This is a genomic window from Ruminococcus albus 7 = DSM 20455, assembly GCF_000179635.2.
In the GTDB taxonomy this organism is placed as follows: Bacteria; Bacillota; Clostridia; order Oscillospirales; family Ruminococcaceae; genus Hominimerdicola; species Hominimerdicola alba.
On sequence record NC_014833.1, the window covers coordinates 1,966,309 to 1,988,795 of the forward strand.

Annotated in this window: 27 protein-coding genes and 1 other annotated feature; of the genes, 15 read left to right on the plus strand and 12 right to left on the minus strand. The window is 42.7% G+C overall.

The window, feature by feature from the left end; genetic code table 11:
- Nucleotides 1-24 precede the first annotated feature (24 nt).
- Genes rnhA through RUMAL_RS08700 form a run of 4 tightly spaced genes read left to right on the plus strand, consistent with a single transcriptional unit; the run spans nucleotide 25 to nucleotide 3,170 of the window.
- Nucleotides 25-498, plus strand: coding sequence for a ribonuclease HI (gene rnhA / locus RUMAL_RS08685; RefSeq protein WP_013498372.1), 474 nt, complete (start codon nucleotides 25-27; stop codon nucleotides 496-498).
- A gap of 23 nt (nucleotides 499-521) precedes the next feature.
- Entirely contained in the window at nucleotides 522-1,733 is a 1,212-nt protein-coding gene (gene nifS, locus RUMAL_RS08690) for a cysteine desulfurase NifS (RefSeq protein ID WP_013498373.1), read from the plus strand.
- A 13-nt stretch (nucleotides 1,734-1,746) separates the two neighbouring features.
- Nucleotides 1,747-2,829 (plus strand): tRNA 2-thiouridine(34) synthase MnmA, encoded by a 1,083-nt coding sequence (mnmA, locus tag RUMAL_RS08695; protein ID WP_013498374.1) that lies wholly within the window; start codon nucleotides 1,747-1,749, stop codon nucleotides 2,827-2,829.
- Nucleotides 2,826-3,170 (plus strand): hypothetical protein, encoded by a 345-nt coding sequence (locus RUMAL_RS08700; protein ID WP_013498375.1) that lies wholly within the window; start codon nucleotides 2,826-2,828, stop codon nucleotides 3,168-3,170. Before mnmA ends, RUMAL_RS08700 begins: the two co-directional genes overlap by 4 nt.
- 59 nt (nucleotides 3,171-3,229) lie before the next feature.
- Here the strand turns inward: RUMAL_RS08700 and trpA are convergent, their stop codons facing one another.
- The 6 genes from trpA to trpE are packed head-to-tail and all read right to left on the minus strand — an operon-like array spanning nucleotide 3,230 to nucleotide 9,492.
- A complete protein-coding gene (gene trpA / locus RUMAL_RS08705) occupies nucleotides 3,230-4,027 on the minus strand; it encodes a tryptophan synthase subunit alpha (RefSeq protein WP_013498376.1) in 798 nt (265 codons plus the stop codon).
- Nucleotides 4,017-5,207: a tryptophan synthase subunit beta gene (gene trpB, locus RUMAL_RS08710; RefSeq protein WP_013498377.1), complete on the minus strand. Its 1,191-nt coding sequence runs from the start codon at nucleotides 5,205-5,207 to the stop codon at nucleotides 4,017-4,019. The genes trpA and trpB overlap by 11 nt, the downstream gene beginning before the upstream one ends.
- Nucleotides 5,208-5,210: 3 nt before the next feature.
- A complete protein-coding gene (locus RUMAL_RS08715; protein ID WP_242837703.1) occupies nucleotides 5,211-5,573 on the minus strand; it encodes a chorismate mutase in 363 nt (120 codons plus the stop codon).
- Nucleotides 5,570-6,358, minus strand: coding sequence for an indole-3-glycerol phosphate synthase TrpC (gene trpC / locus RUMAL_RS08720; protein WP_013498379.1), 789 nt, complete (start codon nucleotides 6,356-6,358; stop codon nucleotides 5,570-5,572). Before trpC ends, RUMAL_RS08715 begins: the two co-directional genes overlap by 4 nt.
- 4 nt (nucleotides 6,359-6,362) lie before the next feature.
- Nucleotides 6,363-7,997 carry a bifunctional anthranilate synthase component II/anthranilate phosphoribosyltransferase gene (locus tag RUMAL_RS08725; protein ID WP_013498380.1) on the minus strand — a complete coding sequence of 545 codons (1,635 nt, stop codon included), beginning with the start codon at nucleotides 7,995-7,997 and terminating at the stop codon, nucleotides 6,363-6,365.
- Nucleotides 7,998-8,016: 19 nt separating this feature from the next.
- Nucleotides 8,017-9,492, minus strand: coding sequence for an anthranilate synthase component I (trpE, locus tag RUMAL_RS08730; protein WP_013498381.1), 1,476 nt, complete (start codon nucleotides 9,490-9,492; stop codon nucleotides 8,017-8,019).
- Nucleotides 9,493-9,569: 77 nt separating this feature from the next.
- Nucleotides 9,570-9,831, minus strand: a binding site (T-box leader).
- A 238-nt stretch (nucleotides 9,832-10,069) separates the two neighbouring features.
- Here trpE and RUMAL_RS08735 point away from each other — a divergent pair.
- The 3 genes from RUMAL_RS08735 (at nucleotide 10,070) to RUMAL_RS08745 (ending at nucleotide 12,118) form a co-directional block, all read left to right on the plus strand.
- Nucleotides 10,070-10,942 carry an alpha/beta hydrolase gene (locus tag RUMAL_RS08735; protein ID WP_013498382.1) on the plus strand — a complete coding sequence of 291 codons (873 nt, stop codon included), beginning with the start codon at nucleotides 10,070-10,072 and terminating at the stop codon, nucleotides 10,940-10,942.
- 64 nt (nucleotides 10,943-11,006) lie between these two features.
- Nucleotides 11,007-11,609, plus strand: coding sequence for a DUF1349 domain-containing protein (locus RUMAL_RS08740; protein WP_013498383.1), 603 nt, complete (start codon nucleotides 11,007-11,009; stop codon nucleotides 11,607-11,609).
- Between the two features lie 14 nt (nucleotides 11,610-11,623).
- Complete coding sequence (locus RUMAL_RS08745; protein WP_013498384.1) at nucleotides 11,624-12,118, plus strand: nitroreductase family protein; 495 nt, start codon at nucleotides 11,624-11,626, stop codon at nucleotides 12,116-12,118.
- A gap of 136 nt (nucleotides 12,119-12,254) precedes the next feature.
- On the opposite strand, the gene RUMAL_RS22460 is transcribed toward RUMAL_RS08745, so the two are convergent.
- From RUMAL_RS22460 to RUMAL_RS08775, 6 genes are read right to left on the minus strand one after another with little or no spacing between them, the layout of a single operon-like run.
- Nucleotides 12,255-13,211 carry an ATP-binding cassette domain-containing protein gene (locus tag RUMAL_RS22460; RefSeq protein WP_242837704.1) on the minus strand — a complete coding sequence of 319 codons (957 nt, stop codon included), beginning with the start codon at nucleotides 13,209-13,211 and terminating at the stop codon, nucleotides 12,255-12,257.
- A 28-nt stretch (nucleotides 13,212-13,239) separates the two neighbouring features.
- Nucleotides 13,240-13,986: an ABC transporter transmembrane domain-containing protein gene (locus tag RUMAL_RS22465; RefSeq protein ID WP_028504207.1), complete on the minus strand. Its 747-nt coding sequence runs from the start codon at nucleotides 13,984-13,986 to the stop codon at nucleotides 13,240-13,242.
- Complete coding sequence (locus tag RUMAL_RS08760; RefSeq protein ID WP_013498385.1) at nucleotides 13,959-14,393, minus strand: S24/S26 family peptidase; 435 nt, start codon at nucleotides 14,391-14,393, stop codon at nucleotides 13,959-13,961. Before RUMAL_RS08760 ends, RUMAL_RS22465 begins: the two co-directional genes overlap by 28 nt.
- Nucleotides 14,390-15,118 carry a hypothetical protein gene (locus tag RUMAL_RS08765; RefSeq protein WP_013498386.1) on the minus strand — a complete coding sequence of 243 codons (729 nt, stop codon included), beginning with the start codon at nucleotides 15,116-15,118 and terminating at the stop codon, nucleotides 14,390-14,392. The genes RUMAL_RS08760 and RUMAL_RS08765 overlap by 4 nt, the downstream gene beginning before the upstream one ends.
- Entirely contained in the window at nucleotides 15,108-16,211 is a 1,104-nt protein-coding gene (locus RUMAL_RS08770; protein WP_013498387.1) for a nucleotidyltransferase domain-containing protein, read from the minus strand. Before RUMAL_RS08770 ends, RUMAL_RS08765 begins: the two co-directional genes overlap by 11 nt.
- Nucleotides 16,208-16,471: a PqqD family protein gene (locus tag RUMAL_RS08775; RefSeq protein ID WP_013498388.1), complete on the minus strand. Its 264-nt coding sequence runs from the start codon at nucleotides 16,469-16,471 to the stop codon at nucleotides 16,208-16,210. The genes RUMAL_RS08770 and RUMAL_RS08775 overlap by 4 nt, the downstream gene beginning before the upstream one ends.
- A gap of 472 nt (nucleotides 16,472-16,943) precedes the next feature.
- Between RUMAL_RS08775 and RUMAL_RS08780 the strand changes: the two genes are divergently transcribed.
- The 8 genes from RUMAL_RS08780 to RUMAL_RS08815 all read left to right on the plus strand — a co-directional run bounded on the left by RUMAL_RS08780 (nucleotide 16,944) and on the right by RUMAL_RS08815 (nucleotide 22,469).
- A complete protein-coding gene (locus RUMAL_RS08780; RefSeq protein WP_013498389.1) occupies nucleotides 16,944-18,239 on the plus strand; it encodes an AI-2E family transporter in 1,296 nt (431 codons plus the stop codon).
- A 118-nt stretch (nucleotides 18,240-18,357) separates the two neighbouring features.
- Nucleotides 18,358-19,254, plus strand: a complete 897-nt coding sequence (locus tag RUMAL_RS08785) for a stage III sporulation protein AA (protein ID WP_013498390.1) — start codon at nucleotides 18,358-18,360, stop codon at nucleotides 19,252-19,254.
- Complete coding sequence (locus tag RUMAL_RS08790) at nucleotides 19,242-19,715, plus strand: stage III sporulation protein AB (protein ID WP_013498391.1); 474 nt, start codon at nucleotides 19,242-19,244, stop codon at nucleotides 19,713-19,715. Before RUMAL_RS08785 ends, RUMAL_RS08790 begins: the two co-directional genes overlap by 13 nt.
- A 9-nt stretch (nucleotides 19,716-19,724) precedes the next feature.
- Nucleotides 19,725-19,922, plus strand: coding sequence for a stage III sporulation protein AC (gene spoIIIAC, locus RUMAL_RS08795; RefSeq protein WP_013498392.1), 198 nt, complete (start codon nucleotides 19,725-19,727; stop codon nucleotides 19,920-19,922).
- On the plus strand, nucleotides 19,919-20,308 hold the full coding sequence (locus RUMAL_RS08800) for a SpoIIIAC/SpoIIIAD family protein (RefSeq protein WP_013498393.1): 390 nt from the start codon (nucleotides 19,919-19,921) through the stop codon (nucleotides 20,306-20,308). Before spoIIIAC ends, RUMAL_RS08800 begins: the two co-directional genes overlap by 4 nt.
- Nucleotides 20,309-20,317: 9 nt before the next feature.
- Nucleotides 20,318-21,445: a stage III sporulation protein AE gene (locus tag RUMAL_RS08805; protein WP_013498394.1), complete on the plus strand. Its 1,128-nt coding sequence runs from the start codon at nucleotides 20,318-20,320 to the stop codon at nucleotides 21,443-21,445.
- Nucleotides 21,446-21,448: 3 nt separating this feature from the next.
- On the plus strand, nucleotides 21,449-21,952 hold the full coding sequence (locus RUMAL_RS08810; protein ID WP_028504209.1) for a hypothetical protein: 504 nt from the start codon (nucleotides 21,449-21,451) through the stop codon (nucleotides 21,950-21,952).
- A complete protein-coding gene (locus RUMAL_RS08815) occupies nucleotides 21,942-22,469 on the plus strand; it encodes a stage III sporulation protein AG (protein ID WP_242837705.1) in 528 nt (175 codons plus the stop codon). The genes RUMAL_RS08810 and RUMAL_RS08815 overlap by 11 nt, the downstream gene beginning before the upstream one ends.
- Nucleotides 22,470-22,487 lie beyond the last annotated feature (18 nt).

Genomic DNA, 22,487 nt, shown 5'->3' on the forward strand with positions numbered 1-22,487 from the left:
TAAATTGGAAAAGGAAAATGCTATATGAAAAAAATAGAGATATTCACAGATGGTGCCTGTTCGGGTAATCCGGGTCCCGGGGGATACGGCACTATTCTTCGTTTTAGGGATATAAACAAGGAACTCTATGGCGGTGATCCAAAAACTACAAATAACCGTATGGAGATGACTGCTGTCATCAAGGGTCTGCAGGCGCTGAAAGAGCCTTGTGAGGTAACGCTTTACAGCGATTCAAAGTACGTCATAGACGCCATAACAAAAGGCTGGGCTGTGGGCTGGAAAAAGCGCGGCTGGGTCAAGGCTGATAAGAAACCGGCTCTGAACAGTGATCTGTGGCAGATAATACTTGATCTTCTTGATGTTCATAAGGTTGAGTTTGTATGGGTGAAAGGTCACGCAGGTCATACCGAGAACGAACGCTGCGATGAGCTGGCTGTAAAAGGTTCGCAGGAAGCCAGATCTATCGGCGCGGCTTTTGATAAAGTCGTGGAAAACTGATCCTGCAGAAAGGCTGATACGTAATGGAAAAACGCTTTGTTTACGCTGATAATGCGGCAACTACCAATGTATCTGATAATGCATTGAATGCTATGCTTCCGTATCTTAAAGAACAGTACGGGAATCCCTCAAGTATTTATTCACTTGGAATGGATGCTGCCAAGGGCGTGCTTAATGCTAGAAAACAGGTGGCTGAAGCCCTTGGCGCTGCCCGTCCTTCGGAGATATATTTTACCTCAGGAGGTTCTGAGGCTGACAATCTTGCTATAAAAAGTGCTTCAGAATTCGGCGCAAAAAACGGCAAGCGACATATCATCACCACAAATATTGAGCATCATGCTGTACTTAATACCTGTGAATATCTTGAAAAACATGGTTTTGAGGTAACGTATCTCCACGCTGACAGTGATGGTATCATCTCACCGGATCTGGTCGAAAAAGCGATTCGTGATGACACTGCTGTCGTTTCTGTTATGGCTGTCAATAACGAGATAGGCAGTATCCAGCCCATAAATGAAATAGGTGAGATATGCCGCAGCAAGGGCGTGCTTTTCCATACGGATGCTGTTCAGGCGACCGGGCAGATTCACTATGACCTTCAGAATATGAAAATTGATATGCTTTCTCTTTCAGGTCATAAATTCCACGCGCCTAAAGGAGTCGGAGCACTTTACGTCAGAAGCGGTATACCGATTGAAAGTCTGATCCACGGTGGTGCACAGGAGCGTGGAAAGCGTGCCGGCACTGAAAACGTTGCAGGTATTGTTGCCATGGGTGCTGCAATAACCGATGCTGTAGAGTTTATAGATGAACGCAATATCCGTCTTGCGAAAATGCGTGACAGGCTTATTGATGGTATACTTTCCGAGATACCTTATTCTCGTCTGAACGGTGGAAGAAAACACAGAAGCTCGGGTAATGTTAATGTCTCTTTCCGTGGCATAGAGGGCGAGAGCCTTATACTTGCGCTTGATATCCGCGGTATAGCAGCATCTTCGGGATCTGCTTGTGCAAGTGGTTCTATAGATCCCTCTCATGTCCTTACAGCGATAGGGCTTGATGCCGAACTTGCAAAGGGTTCGCTAAGGCTGACACTCGGTGACGGCAACACCGAGGATGATATCGACTATATCCTTGAAGTTCTTCCCGAGACTATTAAACGTCTGCGAAGTATGTCACCCATGTGGCAGAGGATATGCAGAGAAGAGGGAATAACTGACTATACTGTAATATAAAAGGAATAACACTATGGCTATAAAAAAAGTACTGGCTGCTATGAGCGGCGGTGTTGACAGTTCGACTGCTGTCAAGCTTCTGCTCGATGCGGGTTATGAAGTAGCAGGTGCCACGATGCACCTTTATAATAATGAGGATATCGGTATCCGTGAAAAATCATGCTGTTCTCTCAATGATGTTGAGGATGCACGTCTTGTAGCATTGAAACTCGGTATAGATTTTCATGTGTTCAATTTTTCAGATGAATTCAAGACCTGCGTTATGGATAATTTCGTAGATACTTATCTCGCAGGAGGAACACCGAATCCATGTATAGAATGCAATAAGCATCTGAAATTTGGCAGATTTCTCGATAGGGCGAGAATGCTTGGATTTGATTATATAGCTACGGGTCATTACGTAACTTCTCACTATGATGATGCAAGCGGAAGATGGCTGCTTAAACGTTCTGCTGACAGTTCAAAGGATCAAAGCTATGTACTTTACGGCATGACTCAGGATCAGCTGGCTCACACGATATTTCCTGTGGGAGAAATGAGCAAACCGGAGATTCGAGCAATCGCTGAAGAGAACGGTCTGATAAACGCCCATAAGCGTGATTCTCAGGATATCTGCTTTATACCAGACGGTGACTATGCAAGCTTTATAACCGAGAGGGCAGGGGAGCAGCCCGAGGGTGATATCGTGCTTTCCGACGGTACTGTACTGGGCAGGCACAAAGGGCTTATCCACTATACTATCGGTCAGCGCCGCGGTGTGGGGGTTTCTTACAGCGAACCCCTTTTTGTTACCGCAAAGGACATGGTATCGAACCGCCTAATTATGGGTACAGCAGAACAGGTCTGCTCAAAAAGGCTTTCCGCACATGATGTTAACTTTATCACTTTTGAAAAGCTGACCGCACCACTGCGCTGCACCGCCCAGACGAGATATCATCAGAAGGATGTACCCTGCACAGTTTTCCCAACAGGCGAAAATACAGTCGAGGTCGAATTCGATACGCCGCATAAGGCAGTATCAAAAGGACAGTCGGTGGTATTCTACGACGGCGAATATGTCATCGGCGGCGGAACTATCAGCGGTACGGAAGTATGAAATTCACTGTAAAAGAGAATATCCACGCTTCGGATATCAAAAAATATCTGCCAAAGAAATTTGCCTCTCTGACAGGGAAGTTCATCACCGATGAAACGGTGAATCTCATAGTCTTCCACGATGACCGCAAGAATACCATAACAGCCAGAAATGCCGAAAAAGCCATTTTTCGCATAACCGACAAGACTTTAGTCACCTACTGTTACGGCAGTAATTTTACCGTTGAAGCACAGGATATCATCCGTGCAAATAAAGGCAGAGTCTATTCGCTTTTTAATTATGACTGGGACGAGAAAAGCCTGTTCAAATTTAAAAACGGCGAAATAGAACAAAGCTCGTGAGCAACTAAACTCACGAGCTTTGTTCGTATATTAAACAGATTTTTCCGTTCTTCCAAAAATTATGAATTAGAGTCAAGCGCTTCTCTTACGCTTGCAACAAATTCACCAACAGGCTCAACGCTGTCTGCGCCATATTTTTCCACGATATTAACTATCGCCGAACCGATGATACAGCCGTCACAGTAGGATGCCATTTTCTTTGCCTGTTCGCCGTTGGATATACCAAAACCTATGCAGGCAGGGCAGTAATTGCCTTCTTTGAGAGGAGCCAGCAGCTCGTTAAAGTTAGTACTTATCTCATTACGTGTGCCGGTTACTCCCAGAGATGATACTATATAAAGGAAGCCCTTGCTTTCCTCAGCTATCATCTTTACGCGCTCTTTTGATGTGGGTGCGACAAGATAAATGCTTCTTACTCCTGTCTTTTCGGAGTATTCCTTGACTTCGTCACGCTCCTCGAAAGGCATATCGGGTATGATAACACCGTCTATCTGAACGTTCTTGCAGTTGTTGAAGAACTTCTCTGTACCGTAACGGAAAACTGTGTTCAGGTACATCATAAGCAGTATGGGCTTGTCCGTATTGTCGCGGAGCCTGCTTACAAGTTCGAATATCTGGTCGAGGTTGGTGTTGTGTTTCAACGATCTCAGTGAAGCACGCTGGATCGTGCCGCCCTCAGCTATGGGATCGGAGAAAGGTACGCCTATCTCAACGATATCACTGCCTTTATCGAACATTTCAAGTACAAGCTTTTCTGTGGTGGCAAGGTCTGGGTCGCCCGCCGTTATGAAAGTTACAAGTGCCTTTTTACCCTGAGCTTTGAGGTCTTCAAAGCAAGCATCTATCCTATTTTTCATCTAACTCAACTCCTCTGTATCTTGCTATTGAATAAACGTCCTTATCTCCTCTGCCCGACAGGTTTATAACTACTATCTGATCTTTGCTCATCTGGGGGATGATCTTCATAGCTGCCGCAACAGCGTGGGCTGATTCTATCGCAGGGATAACGCCCTCGGTCTTTGAGAGGTATTCAAAAGCCTGTACAGCTTCCTCATCGGTTATGCTGTAATAATCAGCTCTGCCGATTGAATGCAGATAAGCGTGTTCGGGGCCTATACCGGGGTAGTCAAGTCCAGCCGAGATAGAATATACTTCATCTATCTGTCCGTACTCATTCTGTAAGAACAGTGACTTCATACCGTGGAATATACCAAGGTCGCCCTTTGCGATGGTAGCCGCGTGTTCGGGTGTATCAACTCCTCTGCCTGCGGCCTCAGCACCGATAAGTCTTACGCCCTTATCGCCGATGAAATCATAGAAAGCACCCATAGCGTTTGAACCGCCGCCTACGCAGGCTACAACTGCATCGGGAAGCCTGCCCTCTTTTTCAAGCATCTGTGCCTTTATCTCCTCGCTGATTATCTTCTGGAAATCGCGCACCATTGTGGGGTAGGGGTGAGGTCCCATAACGGAACCTATGCAGTAGAATGTGGTGTCGATGTTTGAACACCAGTCGCGGAAAGCTTCGTTTATAGCGTCTTTCAGAGTTGCCGTACCGCTGTCAACGCCTGTCACCTTAGCACCCAACAGGTTCATTCTGTAAACGTTCAGGGACTGTCTTTCCATATCGGTTGAGCCCATATATACTTCACATTCAAGACCCATCAGTGCGCATACGGTAGCGGTAGCAACGCCGTGCTGACCTGCACCTGTTTCGGCGATGATACGCTTTTTTCCCATCTTCTTTGCCAGCAGCAGCTGACCCAGAACATTGTTTATCTTGTGGGCACCTGTGTGGTTGAGATCCTCTCTCTTGATATACACCTTAGCGCCGCCGAGATCTTTTGTCATCTTCTCAGCGTAATAAAGCATTGATGGTCTGTTTGCGTAATCGCGGTAAAGCTCGCGCAGCTCCCTGTTGAACTCAGGGTCGTCCTTGTATTTGTCGTAAGCGGCTTCCAGTTCATGTACTGCAGTCATGACTGTTTCGGGGATATACTGTCCGCCGAAATCGCCGAAGCGTCCTATCTTATCCATTGATCATACCTCTTTCTTACTGTTGAACTCTATTGTTTCATCGCCGATGAAGCAGTTTATCATAGTACGGTATACCGCTTCTGTTATATCGGGATCGGCTCCGTATAACTCTGCCTTTGCACGAACGCCTGCGATGACCTTTTCAACTCTGTCGGGAGCTTTCACATCATCGCTGTTCTTTTTGAAGCCTGCCGCCTGCTTTACATACTGTCCACGCTCGGCTATCAGCTTCACTATCATATCATCGATGCGGTCGATGTCTTTTCGTACCTCGCCGATGTCATTGCATTTTTTGGTATCGTTTCGTATCATCTCTGTGTCGTCCGGTATGTGGTCGTATACTTTCGTATCCTTTGGTATCATCATACGCCCTCACGCAGTTCGTGAAGCTTATCCGTGATGCTTTCGGCTCTCATGAGTGTTTCGCCTATCAGCACTGCATCAGCTCCGCTCTCTCGTACAGCTTTCATATCTGCGTTGGTGTTTATGCCGCTCTCGGATACGAACACGGCACCATCGGGAGCGTAGGGTCTCAGCTTTGAAGCTGTCGCAAGGTCAACTTCAAATGTTTTGAGATTTCTGTTGTTCACACCGATGACCATGCCCTCACGGTCGAGAGCGTAGCACTGCATCTCTTCCACCGTGTGCATCTCACCAAGTACGCTTAGACCCAGTGTTTTAGCAAGCTTGAAAAGCCTGTCAAAATCAGGTATATCCAGCACTGCCGCTATCAGCAGCACAGCGTCTGCACCCAGGGCGGCAGCTTCGAATATCTGGTACTCGTCAAAGATGAAATCCTTGCGCAGTATCGGGATATTCACCGCCTTGCGTATATCTGCAAGATACTGCGAACTGCCCTGAAAATAATGCTCTTCTGTAAGACAGCTTATTGCATTCGCACCTGCTGCTTCGTATTCCTTTGCAAAGTCCACAGGGCGGAAGTCCTCACGTATAAGCCCCTTTGAGGGGGAAGCTTTCTTAACTTCACATATGCAGGAGAGCGTATCCTTTTTCAGTGCCTTTTCAAGTGAAAGGGGAGTGCGCTCTGCCAGCTGTATCTCAGCCCTGCGGCGCATCTTGTTCAGCGGACAGCGTTCTGTTTCGTTCCTGAGCTGTATCCTGCGCTGTGCAACTATATCATCAAGTATCATAGCTTTATCCTCTGTTTGTAAACTCGATCAGCTTGTTCAGCTGTGCCAGTGCCGCACCGCTGTCGATGGCTTCACGCGCCATTCTTACACCTGCTTCGATGTTGTTTGCCTTGCCGCAGGCATAAAGTGCAGCGCCCGAATTGAACAGTACGATATCTCTCTTAGCGCCCTGTATCTCACCCTTGAGTATTCCCAGTGTGATCGAAGCATTCTCAAGTGCGTCACCGCCGACGATATCCTTCTTCTTAGCGGTTGTAAGACCAACGTCTTCGGGCGTAAGTGTGAACCTGTTTATCTGACCGTTATCTATCTCTGCAAAATAAGTGGGAGCAGATATAGATATCTCATCAAGTCCGTCACTGCCGTATACAACCAGTGAGTGCTTGACACCAAGGTTTTTCAGAACGTTCGCTACGATGTCGATAAGTCTTTCTTCGTAAACACCGATAACGTTGTATTCAGCATTTGCGGGGTTAGCAAGAGGTCCGAGTATATTGAAAACAGTTCTGATACCGCTCTGTGCTCTTACGGGTCCTACAAATCTCATAGCCTTGTGATAACTCTGAGCAAACAGGAAGCTTACACCTACCTCATCAATACAAGCTGCTGCTTTTTCCGGCGTGGAAGCTATCTTTACGCCAAGAGCTTCAAGCACATCAGCCGCACCGCTTCTTGATGAAACGCTCCTGTTTCCGTGCTTAGCCACAGCCTGACCACAGGCAGATACTACGAAGGAAGATGTAGTTGAGATATTGAAGCTCTGAGCAAGGTCTCCGCCTGTGCCGACTATTTCAAGTACCTCGCTGTTGTGAGGCACCTTAGCCATTTTATCTCTCATACCTTCCGCACAGCCCGTTATCTCATCTATTGTTTCAACATTCATCCTCATAGCTGTAAGCAGCGCAGCTGTCTGAGCATTTGTAGCGCGGTCTCCCATTATGATATCAATAGCGTTCCTTGCTTCATCACGTGTAAGGTGCTGTCCGTCAACTACCTTTGCAATATAGGGCTTCAGCTCTGTTCTTTCGGAATCAGGTACTACAGTTATCTCTGTTGCAGCAACATCTATACCTGCAATCCTCAGAAAATCTGCGATTATAACCGAACCGTATTCGGTAAGTATGCTCTCGGGGTGGAACTGAACTCCGTAAGTCTGATGCTCGCGGTGCTTCAGCGCCATTATCTGACCTCTGTCATCCGTACCGATTATTTCAAGACAGTCCGGAAGACTTTCTTTTTCAACTATAAGTGAATGGTATCTTGCAGCATCTATCTTGTTTTTAAGACCTTTGAATATTGGCTGGGTATTATCTATTTCGATAGTAGTCTGTTTACCGTGCATCTGTTCGGCTGCGTGTACTATATGCCCGCCGAATGCTTCAGCGATGGACTGATGACCAAGGCATACTCCGAATATCGGGATCTTTCCGCTGAAGTGTCTTATAGTTTCAACAGATATGCCTGCATCCTTTGGATAGCAGGGACCCGGAGATACTACAATTGCCTGAGGATGAAGTTTTTCTATCTTCTCAATAGTTATCTCGTCGTTGCGTACTACTTTTATATCATTATTCAGCACACCTATCGCCTGATAGAGATTGTATGTGAAGCTGTCGTAATTATCAATCAAAAGGATCATATCAATTACCCCCCAGTTATCAGAGTCGAGCCGCTTCCTTAACGGCATTTATTACTGCCAGAGCTTTATTGCAGCTCTCTTCATATTCATTCTCAGGAACAGAATCTGCGACTACACCGCCGCCTGCCTGTACATAAGCCTTGTTATTTTTGAAAAGTACCGTGCGTATCGCTATACAGGTATCAAGTGAACCGTCAAATGCAAGATAACCAACTGTTCCTCCGTAAAGACCGCGCTTTGTAGTTTCAAGCTCGTCGATTATCTCCATTGCCCTTACCTTGGGTGCACCTGAAAGAGTACCTGCGGGCAGAACAGCCATCAAAGCATCCAGAGGCTTTTTATCGTCCTTTAGTTTGCCCTTAACGTTTGATACAAGGTGCATAACCTTTGAATATCTTTCCACTACCATATAATCTGTAACTTCTACGCTGCCGAAATTGCTGACTTTACCTATATCGTTTCTTCCAAGGTCTACCAGCATGGTGTGTTCCGCTCTTTCTTTAGGGTCATTTACAAGACGCTGTTCGTTCGTGATGTCTTCATCATGAGTAGCACCTCGTTTTATCGTACCTGCGATAGGTCTTGTAACTACTGTGCCGTTTTCAACGCTTACCAGCATTTCGGGAGAAGCACCTGCAAAAGCGTAATCAGCGTGCTTGAAGTAGAACAGATACGGCGATGGATTTGTTGAACGCAGCATTCTGTACACATCAAAGCTGTCGGGTGGATTATCTATCTCAAATCTCTGGGATGGTACTATCTGGAAGATATCACCGTCTTTGATGTATTCCTTAGCCTTGCGAACATTATCAAGGTACTGCTCTTTTGTGATGTTTGATCGTACCTCGATATCGTCGGGCATCGGTCGTTTCTTTTTGGTTTCAGGCTGATAGCTTTTAAGTGCCACTACTATATCAAGTGCTGTCTGTTCACAAGCTGCATATTTAGCATCGATATCATCTGAGGAATTAATATTGAGGATAATAACAGCCTTGTTACTCAGATGGTCATAAGCCACCAGCTTCTCAAACATGAACAGGTCAGCATCAGCCATACCAAGATCATCATGAGGTGGGTTATTCAGCTTTTTTTCCATGTATCTTACCATATCGTAAGCGAAATATCCCATAAGACCGCCTGTGAGTTTCGGATAACTGCCGAATCTTGGCGACTTATGCTCCTCGATTATTTTTGAAAGAAAACCGATAGGGTCATCGATCTCCTTCTGCACTGGAGCTTTGCCTGCCTGCTTTATTGTCATTATACCGTTTCTGAGTTCATATTCCGCTTTCGGATCTATGCCGACATAGGAATATCTGCCCCACTTGTCCTTATTGTCTACCGATTCAAGTATGAAGCAATCCTCATACAGTTCGTGCAGACAGTTGAACAGTTGTATAGGTGTACAGCTGTCCATCAGCAGTTCATAGAATACAGGAACTGTTTTATAGCTTTCCAGATATTTTTTTACGTCTTCAAGATTAGGATACAGCATAATGATAACCTCCATTTGTTTATTTTCCCGAAGCAAAATGGCAATAAAAAAAGCCCCATCATCTCACATGACTTCTGTCATGGGACGATAGAACCGTGGTGCCACCCATTTTCCCGACAATAATATTGTCGGCTCACAAGGTACGCACTATCAGGAAACACCCTCAAGATCAATACCCTTCCGCACTAACGTAGGGAACACGGCAGGAGATACTCGTAAATAACTTTAGCTCCGCTCCTCACAAACCCATTCATTGTATGCCCTTGTACTGTCTCGCACCTACCGACAGCTCTCTGATACTCCCTCACACAACTACTTACTTTTGCTCACAGGATTTCGTATATCAAATTTTCTGTATTGCATTATATTACTTTTTTTACCATTTGTCAAGTGGTTTTTAATAAAAAGTTGTGTTAACTTTTTGTGAACTTCACTAACTGACTTTGTTTTTACGAAATCATGACCTGTACCTGATTGATCATAAATCTACATTTGTCCGTATTTAGGATTGACTTTTTTTGTATAGTCTGTTATAATTGATAATAGTTGATTTTATCAGATTTATTGAGGTGATCATATGAATAATTACGGAACGATAGCAAAAGTCGGTAATACTGAAATAAATGTATACTCTGAAGGGAATGGAGATATTACGATCATATTTATGGCTGGATCCGGTGTAGGATGTCCGGGACTGGAGTATAAGCCGATATATCGGAGAATGTCCGACAAATATCGTATAGCAGTTATTGAAAAAGCAGGCTATGGTTTAAGCGGTAAAGCAGTAACTGAAAGAACAGTCGAAAATCTTGTTGAGGAAAGTCGGGCTGCATTAAAGGAATTGAATATTGAACCTCCCTACATTCTTGCGCCCCATTCATATTCCGGATTTGAAGCTATATGGTGGGCAAATACATATCCTGATGAAGTGAAAGCAGTTCTTAGCATAGATATGGGCTTACCGAATATGATGAAGGCGATGTCTGAGAAGATCCCTATTGAAAAGAAAAAAGCTATGGTGGCAAAAACACGTAAGTTTATGCAGACGATAGCCAAACGTGGTCTCCTTGATAAAATTCTCAGGAACAGAACAGTAAATGCTTCAGGTCTTCTGACGGGCAGTGAATTATCAGATGATGAGAAAAAGATATATGAAGAAGTCTATTATAAGAATATAGCAAGTGAGGCAGTTTTTGAAGAGTCTGTACTTGCCGAAGAAAATGCAAAAAAATCCGATAGTACCGGATATTTGAAATGTCCTTCATGTTTCATTGTCAGCAATATGAAATCAGTAGTTAAAACACTTTCGTGGCAGCAGGCTGCTAAAGATTATGCAGAACATTGTAATGCAGAGATTCATATATTAGATGAAAACCACATGATGTATGCCGTGATACCTGATAAGATGACAAGTATTTTCAAATCCTTTTTAGAAAAAAACAACTTGTAAGCTTTCATATTTCTATTGATCATTTTATCGAGTATGAATTGAATAATCAAACGGATGGTAAGCTATGACAGAGAATATGAAATGGCTAAAAGCGCCGGAAAAATATAGTATTAACGATGAACGCATCGAGATCATCACAGAGCCCCATACCGACTTATGGCAGCGTACGTATTATCATTTCAGGAATGATAATGCCCCTGTACTGCAAATGGAAACGGACGATAAATACTTTTCTTTCATAGTCAAAACTGATTTTACAGACAGTCATCACAGATTTGATCAGTGCGGGATCGTGATGTATCTTGATGAGGATAACTGGCTGAAGGCCTCCGTGGAATACGAAAATGACAAGTTTCAGCATTTAGGTTCAGTAGTGACCAATCATGGCTATTCAGATTGGGCAACAACAGCTATACCTGCTGATGTAAAGACTATGTGGTATCGTTTCAGCAGACGCGAGGATGATTACTGCATCGAATGCAGCTATGACGGAATAACTTTTACACAGATGCGTGTATGTCATATTTGGGAGGAAAATGGAAGGATACGTTTCGGTGTATACGCCTGCAGCCCCGAAGAATCAAGCTTTAAGGCGATATTTACTGATATGAAGATAACTGAATGCACCTGGAAGGCACATGATGGGCAGCAGCCTGACAATGAATAATGGAGGTATCTATTATGAATGAGATATATACAAGAGTAAGTATAAGAAAATTTGAGGACAGATCTGTTGAAACAGAGAAGATCACTCAACTTATCAGAGCAGCAATGCAGGCGCCTTCCGCCGGAAATCAGCAGCCTTGGGAATTCTATGTTGTGACTGATAGGGATAAGATCAGGGCTCTTTCCAAGATAAGTCCTTATGCAGCCTGTGCCGAAAATGCACCTGTTGTGATCGTGCCTTGTTATAGAACTGATGGCCTGCGATGGAATGAAACAGTACTTCTTGATCTTTCATGTGCTACAGAGAACCTTCTTTTGGAAATAGCTTCTCTCGGCCTTGGAGGAGTATGGCTCTGTGCTGCTCCGTTGGAGGACAGGATGACAAAGGCAGAAGCTGCCATCGGCAATCCGGAAGGACTGCGTGCTTTTGCTGTTATCCCTGTCGGTTATCCCGCCGAGATAAGAGTTCAGCAGGACAGGTTCGATGAGAGCAGGATACACTTTATCTGATAGATTTGAAAAACTATTATCTTATTTCTCTGCAGCCTGTTATCACATGGATATAATAACGCCCTCTCTTTTGCTTTTAGAGAGGGCGTTTATATTGTCTTGATCAGCAAATATACCGAAAATTTAAGGCCAGTGTTCATTTATCATTACAATACTTTGTAATATCGATCGCCTTGTCACATATTTCCAAAGCAGCAGGACGGTGTGTTACGATAATGACTGTCTTATCTGTCATACTCCTGAGATTTTGAAGCAGTCTTTTCTCAGTAGCGGGATCAAGTGCTGATGTCGCTTCATCAAGGAGCAGTACAGGGCTGTCGCTGAATATGGCTCTTGCTATAGCTATCCTCTGCATCTGTCCCTCAGATAGACCGGTGCCGCGCTCTCCTAGAAGGGTATCAATGCCGTATTCAAGTTCTGTTATGAAATCATCAGCGCAAGCGATCTGTAATGATCTGTTGATACGTTCATCATTCTGCATATCTGACTTATCGGCAAATGCTACAACTTCACGTATTGAACCTGACATAAGCTGGTTGCCTTGAGGAACGTAAGCAAATAGTCTGTGCCATTCAGCGGACAGAGGTTTTGTTCCGTTATTATCGTTCATATAACGTTCTCCACTGTCGAGTTGGTATATGCTCATCAGCAGTTTCAGAATAGTTGATTTTCCACAGCCGCTATGACCTGTGAACGCGATGAATTCTCCCTTGATGATGTCTATGCTGAAATCATTAAGCACAACGGGCTGGTCATCTTTAGATAATTCCGTGATACTTTTGACAGCAGGAAAATATGTGAAGCCTGCATTCTTTAATCCGAATGATCTCAGCTCCTCAGAATAATACTTCCTGACAGTATTGATATCCAGTGGCTGCTTTTCACAGTCGCTGATAAAGTTTTCTATCTCCATGAGTCGCTCGGCACTGGCGGTCATAGCATAAAATCTCGGCAGATATCCAGTAATGTTGGCAAACGGTGCCTGTATCTGAGAGATAAGCTGAGTTACGGCGGTAAGAGTACCGTAGGATATTGTACCAAGAAGTATACCGTATCCGCAGTAGCAAACACCAAACAGATACATTCCGTTCATTGCCAGACCAAAGCCGATATTGCAAAAATTAGAAAAACGATTTTTTTTGCATTCTTGCTTTCTTGTGTTCTTTCATACGTTCTGTTGCTTCATCTTCTGTCTGCTGTTCGGCGGCAAATGAACGTATTATCATCATGCTGCCGATATGCTCCTGCAGGAATATACGCAGTTTGCCGTCACGTTCCTGCACTTGTTTATGGAGCTTTTTCAGTAACTTGCGGAATGCATAGGTCATAAGTAACATTAGTGCCCCGCACGGCAGAAGAATGCACGCAAACCTACGGTCAAGTACTATCATCATTATCACAGCGCTTATCATTTTGACAGCCATACCTACCAGACCTGGTAGTATCTCAGTGTAGCTGTTGGATACAACTACTGTGTCATTTGTCAGTCTGTTGAGCCATTCACCCGAATGTACTGCACTCACACTGGCAAAGTCCTTTTGAAGGATATTATGCATAAGTCGTTTTTTGAATATGTTTTCAAAAGTTGATCTGGTAAACTCATTCAGCCAGCGAATTATCGATCGCAACCCTATCTGAGTCAGCATAAGAATGACGGTAAGCAGTACATAGTACCTGAATGCCCCTTTATTATGAGCCGTGGCACTGTCAACTATGTTTCGTAAAAACAATGCGTACAGAACTCCGCTTGCTCCAAGCATCGCCTGTACCAGCATAAGTGCGAGAATATACAGCTTTTTATTTCCCGGTACAGAGTAAAGCCATTTTATCGCGTTATTAGTCATCTTTTCAGTTTTCTTTTCAGCCATTTCGGTGTTCTCTTTGCTTTAAGGATAAAGGCGCGTACAGGGAAGAAATCACACCACAAATGTACATATATCCGATATCTGATATCTGTCATAGATATCTCTCTGCCGTTGCGTACTACTGCTGTCAGCACACCGATGATATTACGATCTGTTATCCCGTATTCTTTTGAGTATCGGTTATCTCCGCAGATCACATAGTCATCACTGCGTACTTTCAGTACCCTGTGAAGTACGTACTGTCCGCTGTCTCGCTTGTATAGCGGTACATCATACTTTTTCATCCTACCTTCTTTTTTCTCTATGATAAGTATATCCCTGTCCTGTCGTATCAGCGGTTTCATACTGTCGCCAACATTGGTATAGACAAGTCTTCCATCTCGATCTATCACATCTTCAAATTTAATCATTGCATACCCTCATAAGCTGTTTTAGCAGCTGATATATCCATGTTACAGCCAAGATTATACAGTCCGACCGAATCAGCAAGTTTGTCCACCAGATTTAGGGTCTTCATCATTTTAACAGCATCATCAGGTCGGTGGACCTGCTGCATGAGTATCGTATAAGCCTGTCCTGTGGTTACAGGTATTATATGGTTGTCAGCTGCTCTTGTCAGTATACAGATCGCTTTCAACGGAACTGAAATATTTTCTCCTAGTCGGTGTTTTCCGTTGTACGGTGTGCCAAACGCTGTCACACCTTTGTCAGAAATGTGAAGCAGAGGCTTATCGTCATTTACCATTACGGCACGATCGCCTAAATATTCTCTCCATAGCCTTGTATGAGTGGATTTACCAGTACCTGACTTCGCTGTGAACAGGTATCCGACTCCGTCCACTGCAATAACAGAACCGTGAAAAAGTATAGTGTCATAGTTTATCAGTTCTTCCGCGATCTTGCGGTATACAGCTAATTCTTCAAGATAACTGTCAGTGAAATGCCTAACGGGTAAACCCTCTATTTTGTCTTCTCTCTCAGACTTTTCCCGTTCAAAGTCAATATCTGATCGTGTAGTTGTAATGGAATAGTCTGCAGGCTCGTCTGTCAGATAGTCTGCACAGTAATCGTGTACTTCTTTGTATATTGAATTTATCTCTGCAACTTTGTCTGCTATCTTATACCTATTTACCATACTTGTTCACAGCCTTTATGATATTTTTGAGATAGTTGCGTCGTATCACCAGGATCCTTCCCCAGCGGTATACGATCCCGATAGGATAAAGAACAGGGCATTTGTTTACAAATTTTACCGAACGTTTCATATAATCGACATTCGGAAACATATTTCTTAGGATATAGCCCGACTTGGTCTGATCCTGCAGTGCCTTTTTCATAGTGTTATCAAAGTTTCCGTATGTGCCTGCTGTCAGGTAGTACATCAGCATTTTTTCTTCATTCTCGGATAAGTCGGGAAGGTTCTCGGATGAAAACACCTTATCGGCAAGTGTACGCCGTTCTTTTTCAAAATCTTCTATCTTAAGCTTTCTGCATTGTTCTGTTATGTAATCAAAGTCAAGAGTATCACCCTTGCTTTTCAAGAAGACATAGCAATCCAGAAGCGAGCGTATACCCGTACCGCTGCTGTTATAGTGTTTCCATTCATGTGCAGTCATGTATACATAAAAATCTTCGTCAGAAAAATGATAACTGTACTCACATCCTTCATCTTTCAACAGCATACTCTTTGTGTCAGCGTAATAACTGTAAAGCGGTTCGGGGTGTGAAGTATCAAACAGAGAGGTGTGCAGTTCAAAGTTCAGCACCGGAGGCTTCTGGTATACATCGTGATTGCTTATGCCGTAATGTTCAGCAGTATATCCGTGTGAAAGCATGATCTTATAAGTCAGTTCCTGCTTATCTTTATCGAACAGTATATCATTGTCCGACATTTCACGCATACCGTTTTCCGGATATAGATCTTTTAATACCGCACCTTTAAGCGGCATATGCCAGATCCGGTTGTTTTCAAAATCAGAGAGGATAGAGATGCGTTCCATATCCAGATAGATATTCTTCCGTAAAGCCTTCTTGTATGCCTGATCAAATTTATTATCGACTACGCCGGCGCTTTTCAAGGCGATGTTTACTGCTGCACGTACAGTATGGTATTTTGCAAGCTGATAAAGTCTTTCAATATCAATGTCCTTTATTCTCACAGAGTCAGGTTCTATACCGTTTACAGCACAGTAAAGCAGATAAATGATGTCATTATAGTTTTGGTTCATTCGTTTATAGCACCTATCGATCGAAGTTTGCTGATAGTATTCGTAACATCACGCTCTACCGTCTTACGATCAGCATCCTTGTATTCAGCCAGGAGCTTATCTACTACAGCACTTTCAGTGATATCTGACTTAAGGCATTCGATAATGAATGCTGCTGTTTCATTGTTTTTAACGATACCTTTGAAACTGGTATTGCTTGTGCTGATCATATAGTGTTCACCCTTTGTTTCGTGGGTGAGAAATCTGGGATCTAATTTCATAGATATATCCTTTCTATATTCAGTGGCTTTATGCGTGAAAAACAATTTCTTGTGTATACGATCATTAGTATCATTTGGGTGATAGAAAAAGTCTGTACATTTGAAATTGTGAACTTCTTATTCATCAAAACACATATCTTAATTAATAAATTTATATTAACACACATTAGTTAAATTGTCAAGAGAATTTGAAGACCATTTATTATAGTTATCTATTTAGCGCACCTACTTAAACTCTTTATATCAAGGATAACCGCCACATATTAAAATATCAGATATTACACCAATTAATTTGGTGCATCAGAGGGATGATCGGATTATTTATTAATTAAGAGATCTTCTGATTCAGTTTTTTGAATTTAATGATAATCTGTATGTTGCCAATAAACTGAAAGAAAAATATTTAATTTGCTGGACTTTTTTTTGTTTTTGTGTTATAATAATAGTAAATATTTTTAAGAAAGGACAGACTATGAAAATATATGCAAATAAAAAGTATCAGACGATCGCTGTATATGCTGCAGTCGTAATTGCTGTAAATGTACTGCTTGTTCTGGCACTTAATAATATTTCTGATATACTCGAAAGTATCTATAATTTTTTTAACGTTCTTCAGCCTGTGACATGGGGGTTGGTCATAGCATTTCTTACAAACCCTGTCATGGAGAGAACAAGCAAACTGTTGCAAAGGTTTAACAAATCTGAAGAAAAAAAGCCCGGATTTTCAAAGCTTATAAAGGCAGTTTCTGTTATAATAACCGAGCTTTTGTTTCTCGGTATCGTCACAGGTATTGTTGCAATAGTTGTCCCGGAACTTATAAAATCAGTAATGGATATTTTTGACAATGCAGGTTCGATAGTTGAGAGCGTCCAGAAATGGATAAATAAAATATTCCGCAACTATCCTTCGCTTGAAAAGTCGGCGACAAAGTGGCTTTCAGATTTCAATACTGACGTCGGAACTATCTATGATAAACTTAAACCTATGCTTGAAAATATTCTTTCAGGTGCCTGGGGCATTGTTACTGTTGTTAAGAATTTCCTGCTCGGTTTTATAGTATCCGTATATATGCTTTGCAACAAGGAAAAACTTCTGGCTCAGATTAAGAAGATAATAATATCCATGACAAGAAAGCGCACCTGCGAAAAGCTCATGTCTGCATTTGAACAGGCCAATACTGTTTTTTCAGGCTTTATAACAGGAAAGATAATTGATTCCATTATTATAGGTCTGATATGCTTCATAGGCCTTACTATAATGAGTATGCCTTATGCGACTATGATAAGCGTAGTGATCGGAGTTACCAATATCATCCCATTTTTCGGTCCTCTGTTCGGTGCAGTCCCAACGGGACTTCTGATACTCCTTATCGCGCCCAAGAAGTGTATCATATTCATAATCTTCGTTGTGGTACTACAGCAGTTTGACGGTAATATCCTAGGCCCGAAGATACTAGGTGATTCTACGGGACTTCCCGGATTCTGGGTGCTGATCTCCCTGATATTGTTCGGCGGTCTGTTCGGCTTTGGAGGAATGGTGTTTGCTGTTCCGACTTCTGCACTAGCTTACAGCTTTATACGAGGTTCTGTGGAGAATAAGTTACGCAAGAAAAATCTTCCCGTCAGCACTGAGTATTATATGAATAATGTTGCACATCTTTATAAAAAACCGCCGGAACGCACTCCTCTTACAGCGGAAGAACTAATGCAGCTGGATATCCCTTCTATAGATGAAGTAAATGAGGTATCAGTTGCAAGTGAAGAATAAATATAACAATTATAATTTGCTGCTGCCTATAAATGACAGCAGCATTTTTGTTTTTGTAGGTATATTTTTCCTCGTACCGCATATATATTTATCAGGGACAAGCAAAGGAGTGACACTGATGATTGTAAATACGGTATTGAAATGTGCATTGAAGCTTCTGCCTGTATATATCGCAGATATAATAAGTAAGCTTCCGCAAAGAGTACAGCTTAAGATCTGTGAGATACGGCTTCGGGCAGGAAGACCATTCACGATAACTTTGTCAGATGGTACTTTTACACCTGATAATAATATATGTGTATCATCAAAAGATCTATTGACAGTTTGTTCGAGAGCCTTTGGATTTTCTATGCATAGCAGTATCAGTCAGTTGTGCGAAGGTTATGCTGTTTATGAAAACGGATGCAGGATAGGAATATCAGGTACTGCTTGTGCAGATAACGGTAAGATCGTTAATGTTAAAAATATAACTTCGCTAAATATACGTATACCCCGTGAGATAAAGGGCTGCGCTGGAAGTATATTTGATCGTTTTATGTCAGCAGCGCCGCGTTCATTACTGATAGCAGGTTCGCCATCATCGGGCAAGACAACATTTCTTCGTGACTTAACAAGACTTTGCGGCCATCGGTACAGGACATCACTTATAGATGAGAGAGGTGAGATCGCGGCTTCTGTGGGCGGCATACCTGCGAATGATATTGGTATAATGACAGATGTATTTGACAGATATCCTCGTAAAGAAGCCGTACAGACAGCGGTCCGGGTTATGTCACCGCAGGTAATAGTATGTGATGAGATAGGTTCAGCGGAAGATATCACATCTCTTGAATATGCAGTAGATTCAGGTGCTGAGCTTATAGCTTCATGTCACTGCTCGGGCTTGTCGGATCTTATCCATAAACCGAATATTTCAAAGCTGGTTTCAGACGGTGTTTTTGATGGCGCAGTTTTTCTCAAAGATCACAGGATACATGAAGTACGAAATGCAGGTGAACTACAGTGCTTGGTATAGTAGGGTTTATACTGATTACGTCAGCAGGTGTCATAGTTGGTGAAAATGCTGTGCTTGGACTGAAAAAGCGTGAAAACGAGCTCAGGGAACTGAGCGGTCTTATGGCAAGGATCGACATATATCTAACTTCATGCTGTCTTGATACGACGGAACTGTTCGGGCGTATATCTTCCGAAGGCGGATGTTATGACCGTCTTTTTTCTTCGGTTGAAGAAGATATCACAGAATCCGTATCATATCGGATAAGGACAAGCGGTCTTGAGATGTGTGATGTACTGGCAGATCATATTGCTAAATTCGGGTGTACTGATCTTGACGGTCAGCTTGCACAGAATGCTCTTATCAGGTGTGACGTTGATGCGGCTTTGGAGGATGCCTGTAAAAGGAGAATAAAATACACAGGTATCTACAGAGCAGTGGGAGTGTCAGCAGGGCTGACCGCAGCTTTGTTGATGATTTAGGTGAAAGCTATGGATATTGATCTCATTTTCAAAATTGCTGCTGTTGGAATAATCGTTGCGGTTCTGAATCAGCTCCTTAAACGTGCTGAACGAGATGAACAGGCGATGATGACGACCCTGGCGGGACTTGTAGTTGTGCTTATGATGGTTGTCAGCAAGATAGGAGAGCTTTTTGAAACTATCAAGAGAATTTTCGGGCTCGGATGATGGATATTGTTATTATCTGTGCATTTGCCATGTTTTCTGCAGTAATGTGCCTGTGGCTGAAAACTGATACCCGTGAGATAAGATTTCTGCTTACAGCTGTATCCTGCATTGTTATCCTGCTAAAAACAGTAGATTCTCTCAGCGGTATCATAGCTGAGATCCGTTCGTTGTTTACTATAAGTGGTTTGGATCCTGAGTATCTTCGTATACTTCTGAAAGGTCTTGGAATATGTCATATCACTGGATTCACATCGGGTGTATGCCGTGACAGCGGAGAATCTGCCCTTGCCGAACAGACAGTGATTGCAGGAAAAACGGCACTTGTTCTGTTGGCTCTGCCTATGCTTGAGACGTTGATATGTTTTTTGAAGTCACTTCTTCAGTGAGGTCAAATTATGAAAAAGATCATTGTGTTTTCTGTTCTTATATGCTTCATGATATATTTTTGTCCTGTAGTCAGTGTTTCGGCTGCTTCTAAACGTCTTGACAGGTTGAGAGAGCAAGTAGATTACGAACTTAGTAGAGATCTTGACGACAGCACAGCTGAAGATATTTCAGAGCTTGGGATATCTCCGTCAGATCCGGTCGGAATCGAAAAAATAGACATGAGACAATTTTTCAGATGGCTGCTGGATCGTTTTTTATCTTCTCTCAAAGCTCCCGTTATGATGCTTGGGCGGATAATTGCTGTAACTATACTGTATTCTGCCGTAAGTTTTCTGGGATCTGAAAATTCGGATATCGAAAACACATACGGTACTGTATGCGTGATCGTTGTGATAGCTGTAATGGCAGATGCGTTTTCTCCGAGCCTTGATATGTTGAAGGATTCATTAAGCTGTATAAACAGATTTATGATAACATATATCCCTGTATTTTCCGCAGTATCTACTGTAGGCGGAAATCCTGCTTCTGCAGGAGTATATACATCATCTACTCTGCTTTTATGTGAAGTGGCAGAGTATATAGCTTCTGTGGTGCTCATGCCTTTTTTGTCATCATTAACAGCTATGGCTGTCGTATCGGCTATAGATACTCGCATTAAAATATCGGGTGCAGCAGAAACCGTACGAAGATTCACAGTATGGCTCTTGGCAGCTGTGATGATAGTATTTGTAGGTTTGCTGACCATACAGGGAGTGACCTGTGCTGCTGCAGATTCTGTGGCAGCAAGAACAATTCGTTTTACCGCTTCAAGTTTTATCCCTGTTATTGGCAGTTCGGTTTCAGATGCTTATCTGGCAGTCAAAAGCGGAGTCGGTGTTATAAGGTCCGCTGTAGGAGGCTTCGGTATGGCTGTGGTATTTGTTATTGCACTTCGTCCTTTCCTTATGATATTATCTATGCGTGTTACTTTATGGGCGGGAAGGATAGCAAACGAGTTGCTCGGATTGAAAAGAACGGCGGAACTATACAGAACTCTGGATTCTGTTTTGTCTGTTGGTGTAAGTATACTTATAGCTATTACTTCATCATTCCTTGTAGCAACGGCAGCTGTTATGTCGTTTATGACAATGGGGTAAAAAATGTCTTTTATAAGATCTCTTGTGTTGACAGCCTGTATGATGGGTATCGTCAGCTCCGTTTTAAATATGATATCACCTGTTGGCAAGATGAAAAAACATCTTGTCTCACTGATCGGTATAGCTGTTCTAGTGTCAATTATAAGCGGTTTTTCAACGGACGGGTTCAGGCTGACACTCCGAGAGATAGATTTATCGTCTGAAATAGATCATAAGATCAATAATACGTCATCTGATGTATCTGAGATCTTTCTTGAAGAAGCAGAGGATCGGTTTGATGAATATTTCATTGATCTGCTGAATAAAAATGATATAAGCGGAGCAAAGGTCAATACTAATCTTCAGCTTAACGATGAAAATGAACTGGATATAGTTGAGGTCATGGTTGCTGTTGCAGACATATCACAGGTATCTCATGCAGAAAAGATAATTTCAGATGAGATCGGCGGAGAATACGTGAGAGTAGGGCTGATAGAGGATAATGAAGCTTCAATGGTTGGCGAATAAGTTTAAAACCGATAACGGAAGGATCAAAGCAGCTGTTATCATCGGAGCAGCAGGAATGCTAATGATAATGCTGTCAGAGCTTATTCCCGAAAACAACGATGAAAGTCAAGACAAAGATATCACGATCATTAAAAGTGATGAGAATGATGATTTCCGAAAACAGACTGAAAGAGAGCTAAAAAAGCTTCTTGAACAGATAGACGGAGTAGGAAAGTGTGTAGTGATGATATCGCTTGAAAGCAGTACAGAATACATATATGCTGAAAATATCAGCAGATCATCTGATGTTAATGCAGACAGACGAAATGAAAAAACAGACGAGGAAATCGTCATTACCGAGTGCAACGGTGAAAGAAAGCCGCTTGTTAGAAAGATCATTGATCCTCAGATAGGCGGAGTGGTTATAGTATGTGAGGGAGGAGGGGACATCAGTATCAATGAAAGGGTCCAGAAAACTGTTTCGACCGCCCTGAATATATCGTCTACAAGGGTTTGTGTTGAAGCTGGATGCAGATAAACGGAAAGAGGTAAGATC

Coding starts and splice junctions, on each gene's coding strand:
- RUMAL_RS08805 (WP_013498394.1), top strand. CDS start 20,318: ATGAAAAAGATCATTGTGTTTTCTGTTCTTATATGCTTCATGATATAT.
- RUMAL_RS08745 (WP_013498384.1), top strand. CDS start 11,624: ATGAATGAGATATATACAAGAGTAAGTATAAGAAAATTTGAGGACAGA.
- RUMAL_RS08740 (WP_013498383.1), top strand. CDS start 11,007: ATGACAGAGAATATGAAATGGCTAAAAGCGCCGGAAAAATATAGTATT.
- trpA (WP_013498376.1), bottom strand. CDS start 4,027: ATGAAAAATAGGATAGATGCTTGCTTTGAAGACCTCAAAGCTCAGGGT.
- RUMAL_RS22460 (WP_242837704.1), bottom strand. CDS start 13,211: ATGAACGGAATGTATCTGTTTGGTGTTTGCTACTGCGGATACGGTATA.
- RUMAL_RS08735 (WP_013498382.1), top strand. CDS start 10,070: ATGAATAATTACGGAACGATAGCAAAAGTCGGTAATACTGAAATAAAT.
- RUMAL_RS08800 (WP_013498393.1), top strand. CDS start 19,919: ATGATGGATATTGTTATTATCTGTGCATTTGCCATGTTTTCTGCAGTA.
- spoIIIAC (WP_013498392.1), top strand. CDS start 19,725: ATGGATATTGATCTCATTTTCAAAATTGCTGCTGTTGGAATAATCGTT.
- RUMAL_RS08765 (WP_013498386.1), bottom strand. CDS start 15,118: ATGGTAAATAGGTATAAGATAGCAGACAAAGTTGCAGAGATAAATTCA.
- RUMAL_RS08810 (WP_028504209.1), top strand. CDS start 21,449: ATGTCTTTTATAAGATCTCTTGTGTTGACAGCCTGTATGATGGGTATC.
- RUMAL_RS08775 (WP_013498388.1), bottom strand. CDS start 16,471: ATGAAATTAGATCCCAGATTTCTCACCCACGAAACAAAGGGTGAACAC.
- RUMAL_RS08760 (WP_013498385.1), bottom strand. CDS start 14,393: ATGATTAAATTTGAAGATGTGATAGATCGAGATGGAAGACTTGTCTAT.
- trpE (WP_013498381.1), bottom strand. CDS start 9,492: ATGCTGTATCCTAATCTTGAAGACGTAAAAAAATATCTGGAAAGCTAT.
- RUMAL_RS08725 (WP_013498380.1), bottom strand. CDS start 7,997: ATGATCCTTTTGATTGATAATTACGACAGCTTCACATACAATCTCTAT.
- rnhA (WP_013498372.1), top strand. CDS start 25: ATGAAAAAAATAGAGATATTCACAGATGGTGCCTGTTCGGGTAATCCG.
- trpB (WP_013498377.1), bottom strand. CDS start 5,207: ATGGATAAGATAGGACGCTTCGGCGATTTCGGCGGACAGTATATCCCC.
- RUMAL_RS08770 (WP_013498387.1), bottom strand. CDS start 16,211: ATGAACCAAAACTATAATGACATCATTTATCTGCTTTACTGTGCTGTA.
- RUMAL_RS08780 (WP_013498389.1), top strand. CDS start 16,944: ATGAAAATATATGCAAATAAAAAGTATCAGACGATCGCTGTATATGCT.
- RUMAL_RS08715 (WP_242837703.1), bottom strand. CDS start 5,573: ATGATGATACCAAAGGATACGAAAGTATACGACCACATACCGGACGAC.
- trpC (WP_013498379.1), bottom strand. CDS start 6,358: ATGATACTTGATGATATAGTTGCACAGCGCAGGATACAGCTCAGGAAC.
- nifS (WP_013498373.1), top strand. CDS start 522: ATGGAAAAACGCTTTGTTTACGCTGATAATGCGGCAACTACCAATGTA.
- RUMAL_RS08700 (WP_013498375.1), top strand. CDS start 2,826: ATGAAATTCACTGTAAAAGAGAATATCCACGCTTCGGATATCAAAAAA.
- RUMAL_RS22465 (WP_028504207.1), bottom strand. CDS start 13,986: ATGGCTGAAAAGAAAACTGAAAAGATGACTAATAACGCGATAAAATGG.
- mnmA (WP_013498374.1), top strand. CDS start 1,747: ATGGCTATAAAAAAAGTACTGGCTGCTATGAGCGGCGGTGTTGACAGT.
- RUMAL_RS08785 (WP_013498390.1), top strand. CDS start 18,358: ATGATTGTAAATACGGTATTGAAATGTGCATTGAAGCTTCTGCCTGTA.